Annotated in this window: 17 protein-coding genes and 1 pseudogene; 10 read left to right on the top strand and 8 right to left on the bottom strand. The window is 69.8% G+C overall.

The genetic code is table 11. From position 1 onward, the window contains the following. Positions 1–237 precede the first annotated feature (237 nt). Positions 238–450: an MbtH family protein gene (locus ACZ8ZB_RS34480; protein ID WP_109784066.1), complete on the top strand. Its 213-nt coding sequence runs from the start codon at positions 238–240 to the stop codon at positions 448–450. A gap of 93 nt (positions 451–543) precedes the next feature. Here the strand turns inward: ACZ8ZB_RS34480 and ACZ8ZB_RS34485 are convergent, their stop codons facing one another. Both ACZ8ZB_RS34485 and ACZ8ZB_RS34490 read right to left on the bottom strand, forming a co-directional pair. Continuing rightward, the gene (locus ACZ8ZB_RS34485) at positions 544–1,605 is read right to left on the bottom strand and encodes a threonine ammonia-lyase (protein WP_470741742.1); all 1,062 of its coding nucleotides are present in this window, start codon (positions 1,603–1,605) and stop codon (positions 544–546) included. A gap of 221 nt (positions 1,606–1,826) precedes the next feature. Continuing rightward, positions 1,827–2,828: a LuxR C-terminal-related transcriptional regulator gene (locus ACZ8ZB_RS34490; RefSeq protein WP_470741743.1), complete on the bottom strand. Its 1,002-nt coding sequence runs from the start codon at positions 2,826–2,828 to the stop codon at positions 1,827–1,829. Between the two features lie 745 nt (positions 2,829–3,573). On the opposite strand from ACZ8ZB_RS34490, the gene ACZ8ZB_RS34495 reads away from it, so the two are divergent. The 5 genes from ACZ8ZB_RS34495 to ACZ8ZB_RS34515 all read left to right on the top strand — a co-directional run bounded on the left by ACZ8ZB_RS34495 (position 3,574) and on the right by ACZ8ZB_RS34515 (position 8,646). Beyond that, a complete protein-coding gene (locus tag ACZ8ZB_RS34495) occupies positions 3,574–3,837 on the top strand; it encodes a hypothetical protein (protein ID WP_470741744.1) in 264 nt (87 codons plus the stop codon). 553 nt (positions 3,838–4,390) lie between these two features. Further along, positions 4,391–5,224 carry a hypothetical protein gene (locus ACZ8ZB_RS34500; RefSeq protein WP_470741678.1) on the top strand — a complete coding sequence of 278 codons (834 nt, stop codon included), beginning with the start codon at positions 4,391–4,393 and terminating at the stop codon, positions 5,222–5,224. Positions 5,225–5,278: 54 nt separating this feature from the next. Then, complete coding sequence (locus ACZ8ZB_RS34505; protein WP_470741747.1) at positions 5,279–6,454, top strand: prephenate dehydrogenase; 1,176 nt, start codon at positions 5,279–5,281, stop codon at positions 6,452–6,454. Between the two features lie 14 nt (positions 6,455–6,468). After that, positions 6,469–7,263: a siderophore-interacting protein gene (locus ACZ8ZB_RS34510; protein ID WP_470741745.1), complete on the top strand. Its 795-nt coding sequence runs from the start codon at positions 6,469–6,471 to the stop codon at positions 7,261–7,263. 310 nt (positions 7,264–7,573) lie between these two features. After that, a protein-coding gene (locus ACZ8ZB_RS34515) for an IS630 family transposase (RefSeq protein ID WP_470741676.1) occupies positions 7,574–8,646 on the top strand; the annotation gives its coding sequence in 2 pieces (ribosomal slippage) (positions 7,574–8,026 and positions 8,029–8,646; 1,071 coding nt in all). Positions 8,647–8,675: 29 nt separating this feature from the next. Here ACZ8ZB_RS34515 and ACZ8ZB_RS34520 read toward each other — a convergent pair. Together ACZ8ZB_RS34520 and ACZ8ZB_RS34525 are read right to left on the bottom strand one after the other, a co-directional pair. Continuing rightward, positions 8,676–9,065 carry a hypothetical protein gene (locus tag ACZ8ZB_RS34520; protein ID WP_470741675.1) on the bottom strand — a complete coding sequence of 130 codons (390 nt, stop codon included), beginning with the start codon at positions 9,063–9,065 and terminating at the stop codon, positions 8,676–8,678. Then, complete coding sequence (locus ACZ8ZB_RS34525) at positions 9,062–9,511, bottom strand: effector-associated constant component EACC1 (RefSeq protein ID WP_470741674.1); 450 nt, start codon at positions 9,509–9,511, stop codon at positions 9,062–9,064. Before ACZ8ZB_RS34525 ends, ACZ8ZB_RS34520 begins: the two co-directional genes overlap by 4 nt. 209 nt (positions 9,512–9,720) lie before the next feature. Here ACZ8ZB_RS34525 and ACZ8ZB_RS34530 point away from each other — a divergent pair. Further along, positions 9,721–10,446 (top strand): annotated as a pseudogene (locus ACZ8ZB_RS34530) (IS256 family transposase); the annotation flags it as partial. 13 nt (positions 10,447–10,459) lie between these two features. After that, positions 10,460–10,783: a hypothetical protein gene (locus tag ACZ8ZB_RS34535; RefSeq protein ID WP_470741673.1), complete on the top strand. Its 324-nt coding sequence runs from the start codon at positions 10,460–10,462 to the stop codon at positions 10,781–10,783. 92 nt (positions 10,784–10,875) lie between these two features. Here ACZ8ZB_RS34535 and ACZ8ZB_RS34540 read toward each other — a convergent pair whose 3' ends face one another. Further along, positions 10,876–11,049, bottom strand: a complete 174-nt coding sequence (locus tag ACZ8ZB_RS34540; protein WP_470741672.1) for a hypothetical protein — start codon at positions 11,047–11,049, stop codon at positions 10,876–10,878. Positions 11,050–12,114: 1,065 nt separating this feature from the next. Between ACZ8ZB_RS34540 and ACZ8ZB_RS34545 the strand changes: the two genes are divergently transcribed. After that, a complete protein-coding gene (locus ACZ8ZB_RS34545; RefSeq protein WP_470741671.1) occupies positions 12,115–12,531 on the top strand; it encodes a carbohydrate-binding module family 20 domain-containing protein in 417 nt (138 codons plus the stop codon). A 157-nt stretch (positions 12,532–12,688) separates the two neighbouring features. Here the strand turns inward: ACZ8ZB_RS34545 and ACZ8ZB_RS34550 are convergent, their stop codons facing one another. Further along, positions 12,689–12,988 carry a hypothetical protein gene (locus ACZ8ZB_RS34550; protein WP_470741670.1) on the bottom strand — a complete coding sequence of 100 codons (300 nt, stop codon included), beginning with the start codon at positions 12,986–12,988 and terminating at the stop codon, positions 12,689–12,691. 112 nt (positions 12,989–13,100) lie between these two features. Between ACZ8ZB_RS34550 and ACZ8ZB_RS34555 the strand changes: the two genes are divergently transcribed. Beyond that, a complete protein-coding gene (locus tag ACZ8ZB_RS34555) occupies positions 13,101–13,907 on the top strand; it encodes a transposase family protein (protein ID WP_470741746.1) in 807 nt (268 codons plus the stop codon). A 91-nt stretch (positions 13,908–13,998) separates the two neighbouring features. Here the strand turns inward: ACZ8ZB_RS34555 and ACZ8ZB_RS34560 are convergent, their stop codons facing one another. Together ACZ8ZB_RS34560 and ACZ8ZB_RS34565 are read right to left on the bottom strand one after the other, a co-directional pair. Continuing rightward, entirely contained in the window at positions 13,999–16,641 is a 2,643-nt protein-coding gene (locus ACZ8ZB_RS34560; RefSeq protein ID WP_470741669.1) for a helicase associated domain-containing protein, read from the bottom strand. Between the two features lie 51 nt (positions 16,642–16,692). Next, a complete protein-coding gene (locus tag ACZ8ZB_RS34565; protein ID WP_470741668.1) occupies positions 16,693–17,121 on the bottom strand; it encodes a hypothetical protein in 429 nt (142 codons plus the stop codon). Positions 17,122–17,489: the final 368 nt, after the last annotated feature.

Here is a 17,489-nt window from a genome sequence, read left to right on the forward strand (position 1 = left end):
ACGGAAGCGGTTGGACGCCCCCCGGCGCGCGGCGGAACACCCTTTCCGGTGTATCACCGCGCACAACTCGACCGCTGTTGTTGCCGCGCCTTCCGCCAGGCCATAGTGGATCGCCGCGGACCGCACTGATCTGCGACAGGGGAATACTCGATCACGCATGCTCGGAAATTCTCTTCTTGTTTCCCCGGATCGGTGGCCGGCGTGATCAGAATTGCTCGCCCGAGAGAGGAAAATGTGGTGACGAACCCGTTCGAAGACCCCGATGCCCAGTATCAGGTGCTGGTGAACGAGGAGGGACAGCACTCCCTTTGGCCCGTCTTCGTCGACGTACCGGACGGCTGGACCTCGGTCTACGGCGTGGCCGGCCGCGAGGACTGCCTCGCCTACATAGAGAAGTCCTGGACCGACATGCGTCCCAAGAGCCTGATCGAGGCCATGGCGGGCAAGTAACCCCGTACCACGCTCCACCCCTCGGCCCGGAACGCGACAAACGCGCTCCGGGCCGAGGCGCGCCCGCACCCACCGCACGGGCCGGCCGCCGTGTCAGGCGGAAAGGGCTCCGGCACCTGTGCGCCTGGCGGGGCGCCGCCCGGCGGAAGCAGCGTGCGTGAGCAGGCGCGTGACGAGAGCGGGCTCCACGTTTCCGCCGGTGAGGAGCACCCCGATGTCGGTCCCGGCGCCGGCTTCACGGGCGTGGGCGAGTGCTGCCGCCAGGGCAGTCGCGGCGGCGGGTTCGACGAGGAGCCGGGCCAGCCACAGTGCGGTCTGCAGGGCGTCGGTGATGGCGCTTTCACCGACGGTCAGAACGCGGGTGCTGCCCGGCCGGGCGAGGGCGTAGGGAAGGTCGCCGATGCGGTCAGGGCGCAGTCCGTCGGCGACGGTGTGCCGGGCGGGCACGGTCACGGGTCCGCCGGCGCGCTGCGCCGCGGTGAACGCCGGGACGTTCTCGGGTTCCGCACCGGTGACCCGCGTGCCGTGTCCGGTGGCGGCGAGGCAGGCCCCCGCGAGTGCGCTGCCCCCTCCCACGGGGACCACGACGGTGTCCAGCCGCACTCCTTGCGCGGCGGTCTGCGACAACAGCTCGGCGGTCGCGGTTCCTTGACCGGCGACCACTCGCGGGTCGTTGTAGGGGTCGACGACGTCGTATCCGTGCCGCTCCCGCAGTTCGGCGACGACAGCGATCCGTTCGGCCAGTGCCGTCCCGGCGAAGGTGACGTGGGCACCGGCTTCCCGGATACGGCGGACCTTGGTCCCGGGAGCGTCGTCGGGCAGGACGATGAGGGCGGGCAGCGCATGGGCCCGCGCGGCCAGGGCGACGGCGATGGCGTGGTTGCCGGTGCTCTGCGCGACGACACCCCGGCTGCCCGCCGCGGCCAGGTGCTCGACGGCCAACAGCGCGCCGCGCACCTTGAACGAGCCGCCGTGCTGGAGGTTCTCGGCTTTGAGCCACAGCCGCGCACCGCACGCGGCGTCGAGCTGCTCGGAACGGATGACCGGAGTGCGCAGGACCTTTCCGGCCAGCCGGACCAGGGCGTCGTCCACGTCGGCCCGCCCGAGCTCCGTCACGGCGGTGCCGGCCGATGTGCCTTTCCCGTACTCAGGCATGGGTGTCCCTCCAAGGAAAGTCAGGGGAATGCGACGCATCCGCCCAGGGCGGCACACACCTGGCTGACGGCCGGTACCGCGGCGAAAGGGGAGGGGGCTGCTCGTGTGCGGGATGCGTCACGACGTCAGGGCGTCAACGTACTGCGGGCACCGCGAAACACGCACGTGTCCGCGTCCGCGCGCAGTGACGCGCTGCACCGCCGCTCGTCACGCCGTGCCGGTCACTGGGGCTGCGGCGGGAGATATCCCTCCTGGACGGCGTGGACGCCGGCCTGGAAGCGGCTGCGGGCGTTGAGGTGCGTGAGGAGACCGGTGGCCAGGCGGCGTGCAGTGCGGGGCGAGACGCCGAGTTTCTTGGCGATGGATTCGTCGGTGGCGCCCTTGGCCAGGAGCTGCAGCGCGGTGATCTGCTGGGGTGACAGTTCGCCGGGCTGGTGCCTGGTGGGTTCGCCGAACGGCTGGGCGTTGCGCCATTCGTTCTCGAAGAGCGCGCACAGGGAGGAGATCAGCCCCGGCAGGGTGATGGCGATGGCGCCGATGCCGGTGTCGTCGCTGTCATTGGCGATGATCGCGACGCGACGGTCACAGATGATCATCCGGTTCGGCAGTGACGGCGCGGTGCGCACGTACGCGCCGTGCTTTGTCAGCCATTCTGCGTGTTCAACGCTGGCCTGGTCGCGCCGAATGCTGTCCAGATATACCGTGCGCATGTTGATTCCGCGTTCCAGCAGCCGCTTGTTGAGCGGTCGCGATGCCCTCATGTTGGCTTCCGTCTGGGCGCCCCCGGGGGCGAAAGTGAGAAATTCCTCTTCGACCTGATTATTCAGGGCGGCGAGATAGTCTCGAATGGAATCGATACCTCGGAGGTACTGCACCGATTCATCCGGATGGGAGGATTGCCCGTGCGTGAACTCGGCGATGAGACGCGCGGCGGCGGAGCGGGATGCTTCGACCCGCTGCTGCAGGGCGGCCAGTTCGGCCTGCTGACGGGCGAGGAGGATTTCCATGCCGAGCTGAGGGCTGACGGCGTGGACCTGACAGGGGTCGCTCGAGGAGGCCCTCACCAGGGCGAGCTCGCTGAGCTTGTCCAGAGCGTGCCGGATTTCACCCTCCGGCAAGTCGAGTCGTTCGCCGAGTTCGGCCAGAGAGGCGTCCGGGTGCGTGAGCATGCCCCGGTAGACCACCTCGGCGGCGGCGTCGAGCCCGAGATCCGTCAACAGCACGCGAGCGTCCCCTCTCCGTCGAGGTCCCGAGCGGTGCGAGCCCCGACCGCTGACTTCCCGGCTGAGGACAGGCGTTCGAGACGGTTTTCCGCAAGACTATCCCGGCGGGGGAGTGTCCGGCGGGCGGAATTTCCGCGCCCGGAGCGCCGGGCGACTTCCGCCGGAAGAGGGACCGCCGACCATCTGGACCCCGCCGTACGTGGACGGCTTGTCGCCCATGCCGTCTGCTGAGGACTGAGTTGTGTTTCTTGTGCACGTACGGCTTCTGCCCCACCCTTTGGGCGACCCCCTTCCGGAAAGCGTCGCCGCCCTCATGGCCGCCGCCGATCCCACCGCGACCGCGGGCCACTCCACCGCCGCCGGGGGCGTCGGCCGTGTCGAACACGTCAGCCTCCACCCCCGGGCCGAGCCCGGTCCGGTGATCGGCGTCTACGTCCACGCACGGGACCCGGCAGCGGCGGAATGGGTCGCCGTGGACGCCTGGCACCGCGCCGTAGCACGCGAACCCGCCTTGAACGCATGGGAGTTGGCATCAGCAGAGGTGCCTCTGATGCGCCCTGACCACGACATGTGAGCCGGCCGCTCACCGCCCGGGACGAAAGGGAACAAGGGCTTCCTTCCGCCCGGACTCTGGACTGAATGCGCCAAGGCCGCTTTGCCCACCCCGCATGCTCTTCTGCTCCTGCGGGGCGCGGACAAGACTCGTTCCTGTCGCCGCCAGTCCTGAGCAGAACAGGAAGAACCGATGATCCGTCAGCTTCTCCTCACCGCCGCCGCCGGAACCCTTGCCCTGGGCGTCCAGACCGCCTGGGCCTCCGACACCACGCCGACGAGCCTGGTGGCGCAGGAGATTCCGGCCGCTGCAGCCGAGAACGACTCCGGCTGGCAGGGCCCGACCCCCGCGCCCACCGCCGACCCCGGTACGACGGGCACCGACGACTCCGGCTGGCAGAACCCCACCCCCGGCCCGGGCGTCACGACCGACGTCGACGACTCGGGCTGGCAGTAACAGCAAGAGCCCCCCCCGCACAGCCCCGCTCCAGCGCCACCACACCGCCGGCCCCCCGCCCCGTTCGGCCGCCGCGCCCCCACCGCGCCGCCCGAGTCCGGCCCCGCCACCACGCCCACGGCGCGCACCTCACCCCAGGGCCCCGCGATCGAGCTCACGGACGCCACCCGGCCCGCCCGAGCCCGCCCCGCCACCGCATCGACGGTGCTGCCACCCGCGGCTGCGCCTCCTGACCCCGGCAGCCACGCCGCTGCCGTGCCCGTCGACCGCGTCCCCGCCGCACCCCACCGCCGCCCCGCCATGCCAGTTCACCCCTTCAGGAGTCGTCGCAGTGACTGTTGAACCGATCGAAAGGCCGTTGACGTGCAGTAGTTCTGACTACTTGCTCGCGCTGCGCGACAAAGGCCTGAATGAAGTTCCCGTCGAGCTCGTCCGTATTCAGGATCTGTGCGTTTCCTCGTCGCCGCGGGCCGGCGGCGTCGACCAGGAGTACGCCCGCACGCTCGCTGACACGGAGTCCGAGCTTCCGCCGATCCTCGTGCACCGCCCCACGATGCGCGTCGTCGACGGCCTGCACCGCCTTGCGGCAGCCCGCTCCCGCGGGCAGGACTTCATCCACGTCCGCTACTTCGACGGCGACTCCACCGACGCGGACCTCCTCGCGATCGTCCTGAACGTCTCCCACGGACGCCCCCTGTGTCTGGAGGACCGCGTCGGAGCGGCGGAGAGGATCTTCGCCTCCCACCCGGAGTGGTCCGACCGCGCGGTGGCGGCTGTCGCGGGCCTGTCCGCCCGGAAGATCGCCGAGATCCGCCGCAACTCCTGCGGGACCTTCCTCAACGGCGCCCGCCGGATCGGACTCGACGGACGTGCCCGTCCCGTCGACTCCACCTACGGCCGGGAACTCGCGAGCCGTCTCATCAAGGAGAATCCCACCGCCTCCCTGCGCACGATCGCACGACAGGCAGGCATCTCGCCCGCGACCGTCGCCGACGTACGCGACAGGGTGATGCGCGGCGAGGACCCGGTGCCGGCCCGTCAGCGGGGCCACCTGAAGGCCGCCTCGCCGGCCCACCCGGCCGCCCACCGCCCTCCCACGATCCCACGTCCGGCCAAGACCCGCTCGGCAGCCGAACTGGTCTCCCTGTTCGACACCCTGCGCCGTGACCCGTCCCTGCGGTTCAACGAGGTGGGCCGGCACACGCTCCGGATGCTCGAGGCAGCTGCCCTGGTGGCCCGCGACCGGCAGCGCATCGTCGAGAGCGTCCCGGCGCACTGCAAGGTCCAGATGTCGGAGCTCGTCCAAGGCTACGCAGAGATCTGGGAACTCTTCGCGCACGACCTGAAGACCCGTTCCGAGACCCAGGCCGACACCGAGAGCGCTTGACCAACGGCCCGCTCCGGCGTTTCACCGAGAAGATGAGGATGGGGCACCAGGATGCTGCGCACCGTCGCTGTGATCGGCGCGGGACTGATCGGCACGTCGATCGCCCAGTCCCTGTCGGCCGGAGGCGTCACGGTCTATCTCACCGACCGGGAACCGATGGCGGCCCTGACCGCAGCGGCGCTCGGCGCCGGGCTCGCCGCCCAGCCCCCCGGTCCGGTCGACCTTGCCGTTCTGGCCGTGCCGCCCGCGGACATCGCCCCTACACTGAAGAACGCTCAGCTACGAGGCCTGGCCAGGGCGTACACCGATGTCGGCAGCGTGAAGGCGCAAGCTTTCGAAGCGATCGAACGTCTGGGCTGCGATACCCGGACCTACCTCGGCGGCCACCCGATGGCGGGCGGTGAGCGCTCCGGCCCGCTCGCGGCACGCCCGGACCTCTTCGAGGGCAGGGTGTGGGCACTGGTGCCCGCCACCGACACTTCCCAGAGCACCTGGGACACCGTACGTGCCCTGGTGGGCCTGTGCGGCGGGGTTCCGCTCGTCATGGACCCGGAGGGGCACGACCGGGCCGTCGCCCTTGTCTCCCATGCTCCACACCTGGTCGCCAGCCTGATGGCGGCCCGCCTGGAGCACGCCGCCGACCGCGAGGTGAGCATGGCGGGCCAGGGACTGCGTGACGTGACACGCATCGCCGCCGGCGACCCCGCGCTGTGGCTCGACATCCTGTCCGCCAACGCAGGCACAGTCGCCGACATCCTGGACGACCTGGCCGACGACCTCGACCGCGCGATCCTCGCGCTCCGAGGTCTCACCGGCGGCAGCAAGGTCGTCGACGCAGAAGCCGCCGAGGCTTTCACCGGCGGCAGCAAGGTCGTCGACGCAGAAGCCGCCGAGGCTTTCACCGGCGGCAGCAAGGTCGTCGACGCAGAAGCCGCCGAGGTTCTCACCGCCCTCCTCGCCCGTGGCTGCGCCGGCCACAGCCGTATCCCGCACAAACGCGACGCCCTCCAGGGAAGCTACGTCACCGTTTCCGTCCTCGTCGGAGACCAGCCGGGCGAGCTGGCCCGAGTCTTCACGGACGTGGGAGCAGCGGGCGTCAACATCGAGGACGTCTTCATCGACCATGCCCCCGGCCAGGTCACCGGTCTGGTCGGGCTGCTGGTGACTGCCGACGCCGCGCCACGCCTCACCCGGGCACTGCGCATGCCGAGCACGATCCTGACCCGCTGATGCCGGAGAACCCCATGCCCTCCTCACCTCCACGATCCGCGTCACCACCGCTCGCGCCGGTGCGGTCCGCCCGCGTGGCCCAGGTGCGGCGGCTGACCCCCCGAAGGCGACGCGTGGTCCTGCGCACCGACACTCCTGAGGACGTCCGCACCGGTCCGTACGCCGACACCGACGCGTACGTCCGCCTGCTCCTCGCCCCGGAGAGCGTCAGCTATCCCGAGCCCTTCGACCTCGGTCACGTCAAAGCGACACTGCCCGGCGAGTTCTGGCCCCGCATGCGTTCCTACACGATCCGCCACAAGAACCCGCGCACCGCCGAGATCACTCTCGACTTCGCCCTGCACGACCGGGGCGGCCCGGCGACCGACTGGGTCCGCCGTGTCCGGCCCGGCGACACGGTCTTCTATCTCCAGCCCCGCGGAACCTACCGCCCCGGTTCCAGCGCGACCCATCACCTCCTGGTGGGAGACGACACCTCCTTGTCCGCCGTCGCCGCCGCCTCGGAATGCCTGCCACAAGGCGTAGGGGCCACGGTCCTGCTGGAAGTGGACAGCGCCCGCGAGGAGCAGCCCATCGACGCCCCCGAGGGGGCCGACATCATCTGGCTCCACCGAGGCGCCCACCGCGCGGGCACACTCCTCACCGACGCCGTCCGCCACCTCCACCTGCCCGCGCGGGGCCTGCACGCCTTCGTCCACGGCGAGGCTCACGCGGTCCGGGAGATCCGCGGCCACCTCCTGCACGACCGCGGTGTTTCCCGCGACCGCATCTCCGCCTCCGGCTACTGGCGCCACATCCCCCGCCCTTGATGCGCACAGCGCATCGCGTTGCATGCGGTGACGCCGTGGAGACCGGACCGGAAGGGTCACCGCGGCAGACGGTTGCCGCGCTCATGCGCGCGACGGGTGAACCGCAACGCGTCCTCGCCCGAGCCCGATGAGCCGACCGCGCTCCTCGTACGTCGGCTCCATGCGCGTATCGCCCATCCCGTTCACGCTGCGGCGCCGGCGGTGCGGGTTTTCGCCGCCCAGACGGACTTCCCGGCCCGGACCCACTGAGGTTGAACTCGTGGTGTCGTGGGGGCTGCCGGGAGGCAGTCCCCTGCGGTGTCACCGGGACATGCGGTATCCACAAGGGGGCGGGCTGACCGCCGAACGGCAGCAGTTCCGGGAGGGGTTACGGCTCCGAGCGGCCGAGCGGTTCGCCCGGGGCGAGGCGAGTTCTGTGATCGTCAGGGATCTGCGCGTCAGCGTCCGGTCGGTGCAGCGGTGGCGGCAGGCGTGGCAGGCGTGGGAGGAGGACGGGCCGTGTGCTCTGCGGTCGCAGGGAGCGGCGTCGTTGCCGAGACTGAGCGAGAAGCAGTTCGAGCAACTGGAGGCGGAGCTGGCCAAGGGGCCGGCCGCGCACGGCTGGCAGGACCAGCGCTGGACACTGGCGCGGGTCGAGGCCGTGATCGGCCGGCGCTTCCACCTGACCTACACGATCCAGGGCGTGCGCAAGCTCCTGACCCGCAACGGCTGGTCCTGCCAGGTCCCCGCCCGCCGGGCCCTGGAACGCAACGACGGGGCCGTGGCCGGCTGGGTGAAGGAGACCTGGCCCTGCGCGGAGGATTCGCGGCGGTCCGTGGAGCCCGGCTCGTCTTCGAGGACGATGCAGGCTTCCCCATGACGCCGCCGCAGGCGAAGATCTGGTCACAGCGCGGCCGGACCCCGGTGGTGCGGGTTTGCGGCCGCTCCCGCAGACGCATCTCCATCGCAGCGTCGATCTGCTACGAACCCGGTCACCGCTCGAGGCTGGTCTACCGGCCCCGCCGGGACGACGGGCAGCGCGACGGACGCAAGAGCTTCTTCTGGCGCGACTACCGCGCCCTGCTGACCGCCGCCCACCGGCAACCCGGCGGCCCGATCGTCCTGGTCTGGGACAATCTCAACGTCCACGAGGCCGCCGACCTGCGGGAATGGGTGGCAGCCCGGGACTGGCCGACCATCTACTACCTGCCGCCCTACGCACCCGGCCTCAACCCCGTCGAAGGGATCTGGGCACTCCTGCGGCGCGGCCGGCTCTCCGACGTCGCCTTCAGCACCCCCGGACACCTCGTCCAGACCATCCGACGCGGTCTCCGCCACATCCGGTACCGCGGCCACCTCCTGGACGGCTGCCTCACCGGGACAGGACTGACCATCAGCTCTTGATCACCGAAGACGGCATCACAAGTTCGACCTCAGTCATCGGCACCCGCAGAGCCGAAGCCAGTGACGGCGTCGGCTCTTCGGTCCGGTGAGGTGCTCGCCCTCGTGGCGAGGTAGAGCTCGCCTCCAGGGCCCGGCAGGCCGTGCCCGAGGTAGTGGAGCAGCACCCCACCGGCGGCCTCCTCCACCACCCGTTCCACCGCCGCGGTCACCTCGGCGGAGGAGGCACCGCCCGGTACCCGGTGGATGCGTCCCGGGTCGATGCCGCAGGTGTTGCGCAATGCCGCTTCGAGGTCGTTCGGCGTCGTGGCCACGGCCGGCGGAGCGGGCAGCTCCGATCCGGCGACGTGGCTGTCACTGCCGATCAGGACGGCGCAGGCGCCCGCCGCCGCCAGTCCGGTGACGCCGGGGTCCGCGGTCACGCTCCGTCCGCCGGTCCCTCGCTCACCTCCGCCGATGACCGGGGGTCCGGTGAGGCCGCGAGCTCCTGCACCGGTTGGGCTGTCCTCTCGACGGTCTGTCCCTTCACCTGGGGCGTGGACACAGTGATCCGCGTGCCGTCCGGGCGGCTGATGGTCACGGTGTGCTGACCGCGCCGGGTCTGCACCCACGCGACCACGGCGGCGAACACCGCGGCGGTGCCGCCCGGCTCCACCAGCGCGAGTAAGGCATCACTCATGGCCCCCGTCGCCCCCGCCGGAAGTGGCGCGGCGGCCTCCTGCCGCATCCGTCCCCGCGACTCTGGCTTCTCGTCCAGCCGGCGTCCGAGATCGTGAATGCCGTCCTCGTCCGTGCCGTTACCGGTTCCTTCAACGGTGACCAGGATGCGCGTGCTCTCCCCCGGTGTTGTGCCGCCCTGCTGAGCCACGAGGCGCAGCGTGCCGAGTGGAGACCTGCACGGCACAGGAGCGAGCACCGGGGTGATGCTTTCCGGCCATGCGGCGAAGGGGCGCGCTCGAAGCGACAGCCCATCCCGGCCGCAGCCGCTGCCGGTGGTCCCCGCCGGGGTGGCGGACACAGCGGTCGGCGCCGGCGCGGACGTCCTCTACCTCTGCACGGGTGCGATGCCGACGGGCCGACGGCATCCACCTCAACGTCCGCCTGGAAGGGGCCGAAGCCTGCGTCCTCGTGCTCGTCGGCGTGCGCGCCGACGGCAGCAGGGAACTGGTCGCGCTCGGGGACGGCTACCGCGAGCCGGGCGAGTCCTGGGCGGACCTGCTGCGTGACTGCGCCCGCCGAGGGATGCGCGCCCCTGTCCTGGCGGCCGGCGACGGGGCTTTTGGCTTCTGGAAGGCCCTGGCCGAGGTCTTCCCCGCCTCCCGGCCTCAAAGGTGCTGGGTGCACAGAACCGCCAATGTGCTCAGCGCTCCGCCGAAATCGGTCCGGCCCGGCGCCCGCAAGGCGCTTCAGGACATCCACAACGCCGAGGACCGCGACCTTGCGGTCAAGGCGATCACTGCGTTCGCCCAGCTCTGCGGTGCGAAGTTCCCCAAGGCCGTCAAGAAGATCACCGGGGACGAGGCCGGGCTGTCGGCGTTCCACGACTTCCCCGCCGAGCACTGGATCCACCTGCGGACGACCAACCCGATCGAGTCCACGTTCGCCACCGTCCGCCTGCGCACCAAGGTCACCCGCGGCGCCGGCTCCCGCGCCGCTGCCCTGGCGATGGTCTTCAAGCTCGTCGAGTCCGCCCAGGCCCGGTGGCGGGCCGTGAACGCACCCCGCCCCCTCGCCCTCGTCCGTGCCGGAGCCCGCTTCGAACGCGGCCAGCCGGCCGAGCGCCCCGCCACCGCTGCGGCATAGGGTCTGGTGCACCATGACCGGCCACCACACCTACGGCACCAGTACCCGCACCGCCGGCGAGCTGGTCCGGTTCGTCAGTGACCGCCTCGGGCTGGTTTTCACCGAACGCGACAGCGACTACCGGGGCGTCTACCACCTCGCCGGCATCGCCGACGGGCGGATCGAGATCCAGCCCAACCCGATCCCCGGCGACGACGATGAGGAGGACCTCTACGCCCCGGAACACCCGGCGGCCCAAGTGCTGTTGCTCACCACCACACCGACCCCGGACCCCGACCTGCACGCCCGTCTGGACTCCATCGAAGGACTCATCCGCCTGAACCGCGAGACGGTGTGAACAGCTGGATCCACAGCTTTTGACAATTACTCTTCGTCACGCGGCGTGCGGCGGGAACGTGACATCGGCCGGGTGATGAGGTTCCTGCTCGCTCACGCGGCGCGGCCCCGCTCCTGCTGTTCAAGCTCTTGCGGCGCCTCCCGCACGCTCACCCGCTGCTCCGCGTCGATGCTGCTGGACTCGGCCGCGAAAGCCGACCCGCTGCGGGCCGTGGACGCCTTGAAGCCCTCCAGGAACCGCTGCTCCACCGCGGTCGCCCGTCCCACCCGGTCTGCGGGCCGGAGACGACCCTCGGGTACTTCGTGTGCCAGGGCACCGGGCATGGCGCGTGCGTTGCCCGGATGCGCCTGAGCGTGACGGTGGAGCCCGCCGCGATCCAGGCCGGCCGCACAGTGGTGCACGCCGCGGTCATCAATCCGGCCGCCGGGTGGACCTCCCTGGGCCGCTCCCGCGCCGTCGAGGCGGTCCGCGACCCGGCCGGGATCGGCGCCTGCCACCTCGAACGCGGCCGTCTGCGCCGCCGCCCTCGCCCTGACCGGCGCCGAGGTCGTCGAACGCAAGGACGCCGGGTGCCTCGACACCCTCGCCGACGGCGTCGCCGAGGCGCTCTCCCGCGCCCACAGTCACTACTGTCGCGGGGAATTCGGGGCGATCCCGCGCACCACAACGCCAATAAGATCAGCTTGTTCGACAGGGCGGCCGACGCGAGCTTTGGCCACGGTGAGCTCACCGCCCCCGTCCATAGTCCGGGCCATGGGCGCATCGCTGTCACCCTCAGTGACGTAGACTCCACCGTCTACCGGGCCCACCATCATGCCGCCAAAGCCAGGAGGAGGGATTTCGCAGCTCTGCCCTCGGCGGGGTTGCCGTTCCACGGATTGGTGTCGGGGGACCGGTCGTAGGTCCTGGGCAGCGATGTCGCGACGACCTTGTGCAACGGTGAGTCGGGAGCGGGCAGTGAGACCGCCCAGCCCTGCCTTCAACCGGGACCGAGCCGGGTGGCCGACCTCTGTCGCGTCGGGATCAGGACGTGTGCGGTGCACCGGACAGCAGCCGGCGAGGGGAGCATCTCCTTACTCCGACTGGCTGATTCGTCATTGAATGGCACTGCAGGGGAAGTGCGACGACGGATATGCAGCGGCGACGTCCACACAAGGGTTCTGCAAAACTTGCATCCCAGAAACAGCCATATGAACAGCTCATATGCTTGAGCGTTCCACTACGTCTGAAAACTCTTTCAGAGGTTTGCGCAATGTGTGCGGGGATCATGAGGATGGCGTTCGTCAGGGCCCTGGCAGACCGTCCCGTCGTCATACGGAAGGACATTCCTCATGAACCGCAGCCGTCCGCAAGATCGCCTGCGCCTGGGACTGGCAGCCGTGTGCGCCCTGCTCCTCGGGCTGCTCATAACCCCGCAGGCCTCGGCCGTACCGTCCGCACGAGCGGCTGAGAACTCCGTCGTGGCGACGTTCAACGTCACCACGTACACCCAGTGGGGCCAGCAGGTCTACGTCACCGGCGACCGACCGGAACTCGGCTCGTGGAACCCGGACAAGGCGGTGCCGCTCTCCTCGGCTGCCTACCCGACCTGGTCGGCCACCGTCGTCCTCCCGGCAAACGCCCCCGTGGAGTACAAGTACATCATCAAGAGCAACAACGCCCCTGTCGTCTGGGAGAGCGGGCTCAACCGCACCACGGTCACCCCTCCGACCGGTACGTACATCACCCACGAGGACTTCCGCAACTAATCGCCTGACAACGAGGGGCCGGGCGGCCGGACCGCCCGGCCCCTCGTGGGATGCGACGCGGCCACTGCTCCCAGCTCTCGGCAACCGGAACCGTCACCGACCTGCAGCGCGGGATCACCGAGTCCGGGCAACTGTCCGCCAAGCAGGTGGACATTGCTCAGCGCGCCGCCCCCGCCCAGCTGTCGTTGCCGTAGGCTCGCGCAGAGCCTGGCACCTGGACGGGTCCTGCGCGTCCGGGAAAGCCGCCTGGGTCGACGGCGGTTACACCGGCCACCTCATCGACTGGACCACCCAGTACCTCGACGTCGTCCGCCGCAGCCACGATCAGCGCGGCGCGGTAGCCGTGCAGCCGTGTCGCTCCGGCCGGCGAGTGCGACCGGACCGCGACCATGCCGGTCCGGATGTGGCCGAGCGCCGGCAGGCGTTGCACGGCGTCCCTGGCACCGGACACGTCCACGACACTTCCTGACACGAACCTCCACTCAGTGAACCGTCCCCATCCTGTCCTGCAGGGGCGATGGGGCAGGTCAGCGGGGTGGTGTGACGAGGCGAGGCTCCTGGTCGTTGCGGTGGTGTTCTCCACGCACCACGCTTCGTCCCAGGAGCCTCGCTCGGTCCCGTATCGAGCCACGCTCGACATCCCGCACGAGCTCGTCGGGCATGTCTCATGGCTGATCCATGCCCGACGGTGTGAACGCGGCACGCGGTGGCGCAAGCCGGGCTGTTTCCACCAGGCTCTGCCGGCGCTGGCGCACCCGCGCAAGAACGAGACGCTGCCCCGGCTCGAGGCGGGATTCGGGACCTCCACCGCAACCGCCTGGCGGTACGTGGACGAGACCCTCGAGGTCCTGACCTCCCGGGCGCCCGGCCTACAGGAGGCCCCCATCGGCCTGGGCGAAGGAGACTTCGTCATCGTCGACGGCACGCTCATCCCCATCGACCGCATCGCCGCGGACGAGCCGCACCACTCCCAAAAACACCGGAAGCACGGCATGAACGTCCAGGTGGTCGCGCGTGCGGACGGCATCCCTCTGTGGTTCTCGCGCGCGACACCGGGCCGCACGCACGACCTGACCGCGGCCCGTGCTCACGGCATCGTCCAAGCCTGCCTCACCCGGCGGATCCTCGCGCTGGCGGACCGCGCCCACCAGGGCACCGGCGCCACTTTCCGCACGCCGTACTACCACCACAGCGAACAACCACAGCAGTACCAGCAGTTCAACCGCGACCACGCCCGACTCCGCGCCCCCAGCGAACACGCCTTCACTCAACTCAAGACGCGGCAGCCACTGCGGCGAGCCCACTGTCCCACCCGCCGCATCGGCACAGCTGTCCAAGCTGTCCATACCCTGCTGACTTGCACATACTCAGGATGAAAACGTTCCAGTCGCCGACTGATAGTCGGCAGCGCGGGCAGGCCGTGAGGGAAAAACGTGCTGGGCCCGTGCACTCCTCACGCACGGGCCATCATGCCCAGCCCACGCCCAGCTTCCGCAGCGCCTCCTGCTGTCTCTGGGTGAGCTTGTCTCGCCTAGCGCGCGTGTTCGAAATCCATATGCCCAGCTTCACCACCACCGTCTCGCCGTTGATCGTGATCTTTTCGCTGTGGCCCCTTGGCACCGGCCGGTCCGCGCCTTCCCGCTCGGCCCACTGCGTAAGGGCCGTCAGGCCGCGCCGGAACGCCTGTTCCGCCTTGCTCGAGGACTTCGTCGTGCGCGTGGCTGCCGGGGCCTGAGCGGGCTGCACGCCCAGCTTCGCCAACCGCTCCTGCTGCTCGGGCAGGAGCTGCGCCCAGGTGCCTGGATTCTTCTGCCGCTGAAGCCACCGTCCGATGTCATCGCCCTCGAACAGCACCCCGGGCTGGATCTCGGGCAGGCTGCCGTCGGCGTCGACCAGGTCGGCGAGCACCCGGTAGTGGCGCTGCCAGTTCAGCGACCACGGGCAGTTCCAGTCCGGGTCGATCGCCGCCAGCTGCTTTGCCCGCTCCGCAGCGCGCTTCGGGTCCTTCCCGAGCCCGCCCTTGCGGCGGAGGTTGGTCATGTGCTGCCCGATGGGCACCATCGCCTCGCCCTCGCCCCACACCGCGTCCTGGCGCGGCGCGAGGTGCCCGGTCGCCCGCCAATACGAGCGCAGGACTGCCAGCTTGGCCTCCCAGGCTTCCTCGCCCGGCTCCCAGACCATCCCGGCTTCCGGAGCGTCCAGCAGCGTCTTGCGCCGCTCCTCCAGCTCCCCGGCCCGCAGCGCCTTCCGCTGCTGATGGACCCATCGTCCGAGCGGAAACGCCTTCGTCGTCCCCACCTCGACCTCGACGTCGTAGGGCACGGCGTAGACGCCGGTGATCTGGTTCTCCGCCCGCCACCGCAGCAGGCCCTGGTAACCCTCCAGCCACACCAGGGACTCCGGCCGGTAGACCCGGGTGCGCAGGAAGGCCGCGATAGTCGCCGCGTCGCGCGGGCTGGAGAAGTGGAGCAGGGCTGACTCGGCGGAGGCATCGGTGCCGTCCTGCGCCTGGTCCCCGCCGTCACTCTCCCCGCCGGCTCCGATGATCCGCCCCTTTTCGTCGCGCTTCACGTAGACCTTGCGCTTGCCGCTGGTGAGCGCACGGGAGGCGAGCTGCTCGACGAGTCGCTCATCGTGGCTGCGCAGACCCTGGAGAACGGCGACGAGGGGGCGGAATGAGGCGGAGGCGACCATGTCGGTCGGGTCCTCGCCGGGCTCGAGGAAGACGGGCACGATGATCCGCGCGACCTTGGTGGAGCCGTCCTTGTTGAGTCGGAGCGCGCGGCCGATGTTCTGCACGATCTCGACCTGGGAGCCGCGGGTGTCGGCAAAGCAGACGGCCTCGACTCCGCGCTCGCCGGTGATGTCGACGCCTTCTCCGAGCACGCGACAGCTGGCGAGGAACGCCCGGTGCACCCGACGGCCGGTCGCGTCGATGCCATTGGCGAACTGATGCAGCACCTCGCGCCGTTCGGTGACGAGGTGGTCGCCGCACAGCCAAGCCGACCACACCCGGTCCGGCGGGACGTGGCGGCCGGCCTCCAACTCGTAGAACGCCGCGTCGATCGACGACTCCGGCAGCTCCTCCGCTTTCGCCAGATCCTCATCCGAAGCGTCGTTGGCGTACAGCTCCGCTGCGGTCTCCGGCAGCTTCTCCGCGAACGCCGCAGCCTCTTCCACCTTCTGGTGGAACGTCATCACCGTACGCAGGTTGTACGCCGCCGCGTGCTCCAAGAGTGCGGTCTGCAGCAGCGCCAGGCGCCGGCCCCGTTGCGCCTCCTCTGATTCCCCGAGGACGGGGGAGGGGTCGCGGATCTCCAGGACGTCGATCTCGAACCCAGCGAGGATGCCCCGCTCGATCGCCTCCGAGAGTCCGAGCTCGGCGAGCCACGCGCCGTACGTTCCGTCCGGGTCGGCGGCCATGGTCGCGATCTCCACCTCCTGACCGTCCGTGCCCCTGCGCGGCTGGGGCGCCGCCAGGATGCGCGGTGTGGCGGTGAGGTAGAGCCGGAAGTCGGCGGGGATCCGCTGGTTGTCGTGGATCGCCGCCCACGGCCGCCCGAGATCACCGGCGGTGCCGTGGGCCTCATCCACGATGGCGAGGTCGAAGCCCGCCATGCGCTGGCCGTACAGCCGCTCTCCGCCCGCCAGAGCAGCCTCCAGCGGCCCGCGAACCTTCCGCTGGCCCTCAGGAGCGTCGATGTCCTCGCGGTCCACGAGAGAGGCGTACGTGGCGAACACGATGACCGACCCGCGCCCGACCCACAGGGCGAGCTGGATCGGGTTGGTGGTGGTGCGCACCCCCAGCTCGTTGAGAACCGGGTCGTTCTCCAGTGAGCACACCGCGACCATGGGGGAGCGGTGACCCACCGCCCGCCACGCCTGGGCGGTCTGCACGAGCAGGTCCAGGGTCGGCACGGTCACGAGGATCCGGCCCTCGGGGAAGCACTCCAGCGCGCACGCAGCAGCCATGATCGTTTTACCGGACCCGGTCGCGGACACGATCGTCCCACGGGCACCCTGAGGCGGCACAGATGACCTTGCAGGAAATCCGACCCACTTTCGGAAACTCGACTTCTGCTCTATCTGATGCTCCTTGAGCTGAATCACAGACCCCCCTCACCTCTCCGACCTCGGCAATGATAAAGACTCAGTAGAACGTCAGATGTGATTGCGGTGGAGGATGGCACGAACAGCAGATTCGAACTCACGCACCGCCAAGCCGTGTTCATCGCGAGCCGCGCCCCAGGCCGAATCCTGCCCGTATGAATCCCGAAGTCGATAGTACGCATCCATCAGACGGGAAGCCTGAGAGCGAAGCTGTTCACTACCAGGAGTCATGAAAAACTGGGTCGTTACCTCGTAGCGGAGAGGATCTGCAACGGCCAGATCTGACACCGCCACACCAGCTGTAGAAGCGTCAAGGAGCTGCCCACACAGCCGGTTGTACATGGAGGAGAGTCGCACACTTACTTCTACGAGTCGATTCACTTCCTCTTTGCGCCTTTCGACTCTCCGTCGAATGAAATCGCCGAAGAGAACCAGAGTTCCACCGAGAATTGCCCCAAGCAGCGCCAGCACACTTTGCACTTCATCACCCCACGACGTAGGATCTCTTTCATTTTCGCCAACTCTACATGCTGCATCCATCCGATACGTGCGATACGTCGGAACCCACACGAACGAGCGCGCCCCACCCCCTCACAGCGAGTCAGGCCCACGTCACCAACCCCATCCACCCTTCCCTCTAGCAGCTCGGGCCGAAGGCCTGTTGCCGGCACCGCGCAGCGGGGCCGGCCTCCAGGGCGCGGAGCGGCCTCAGTGGCTGGAGCGTAGCGGAAGCCACTTACGGGGCTGCGCCCCATAATCCCGGGGGCGCAGCGGACGGGACATCACCCACCTTGCGCAGCAAGGTGGGTGAGCAGAATGCGCAGCATCCTGCCAGCGCTTCCGCGGAG

The organism is Streptomyces sp. 12E (assembly GCF_055633275.1).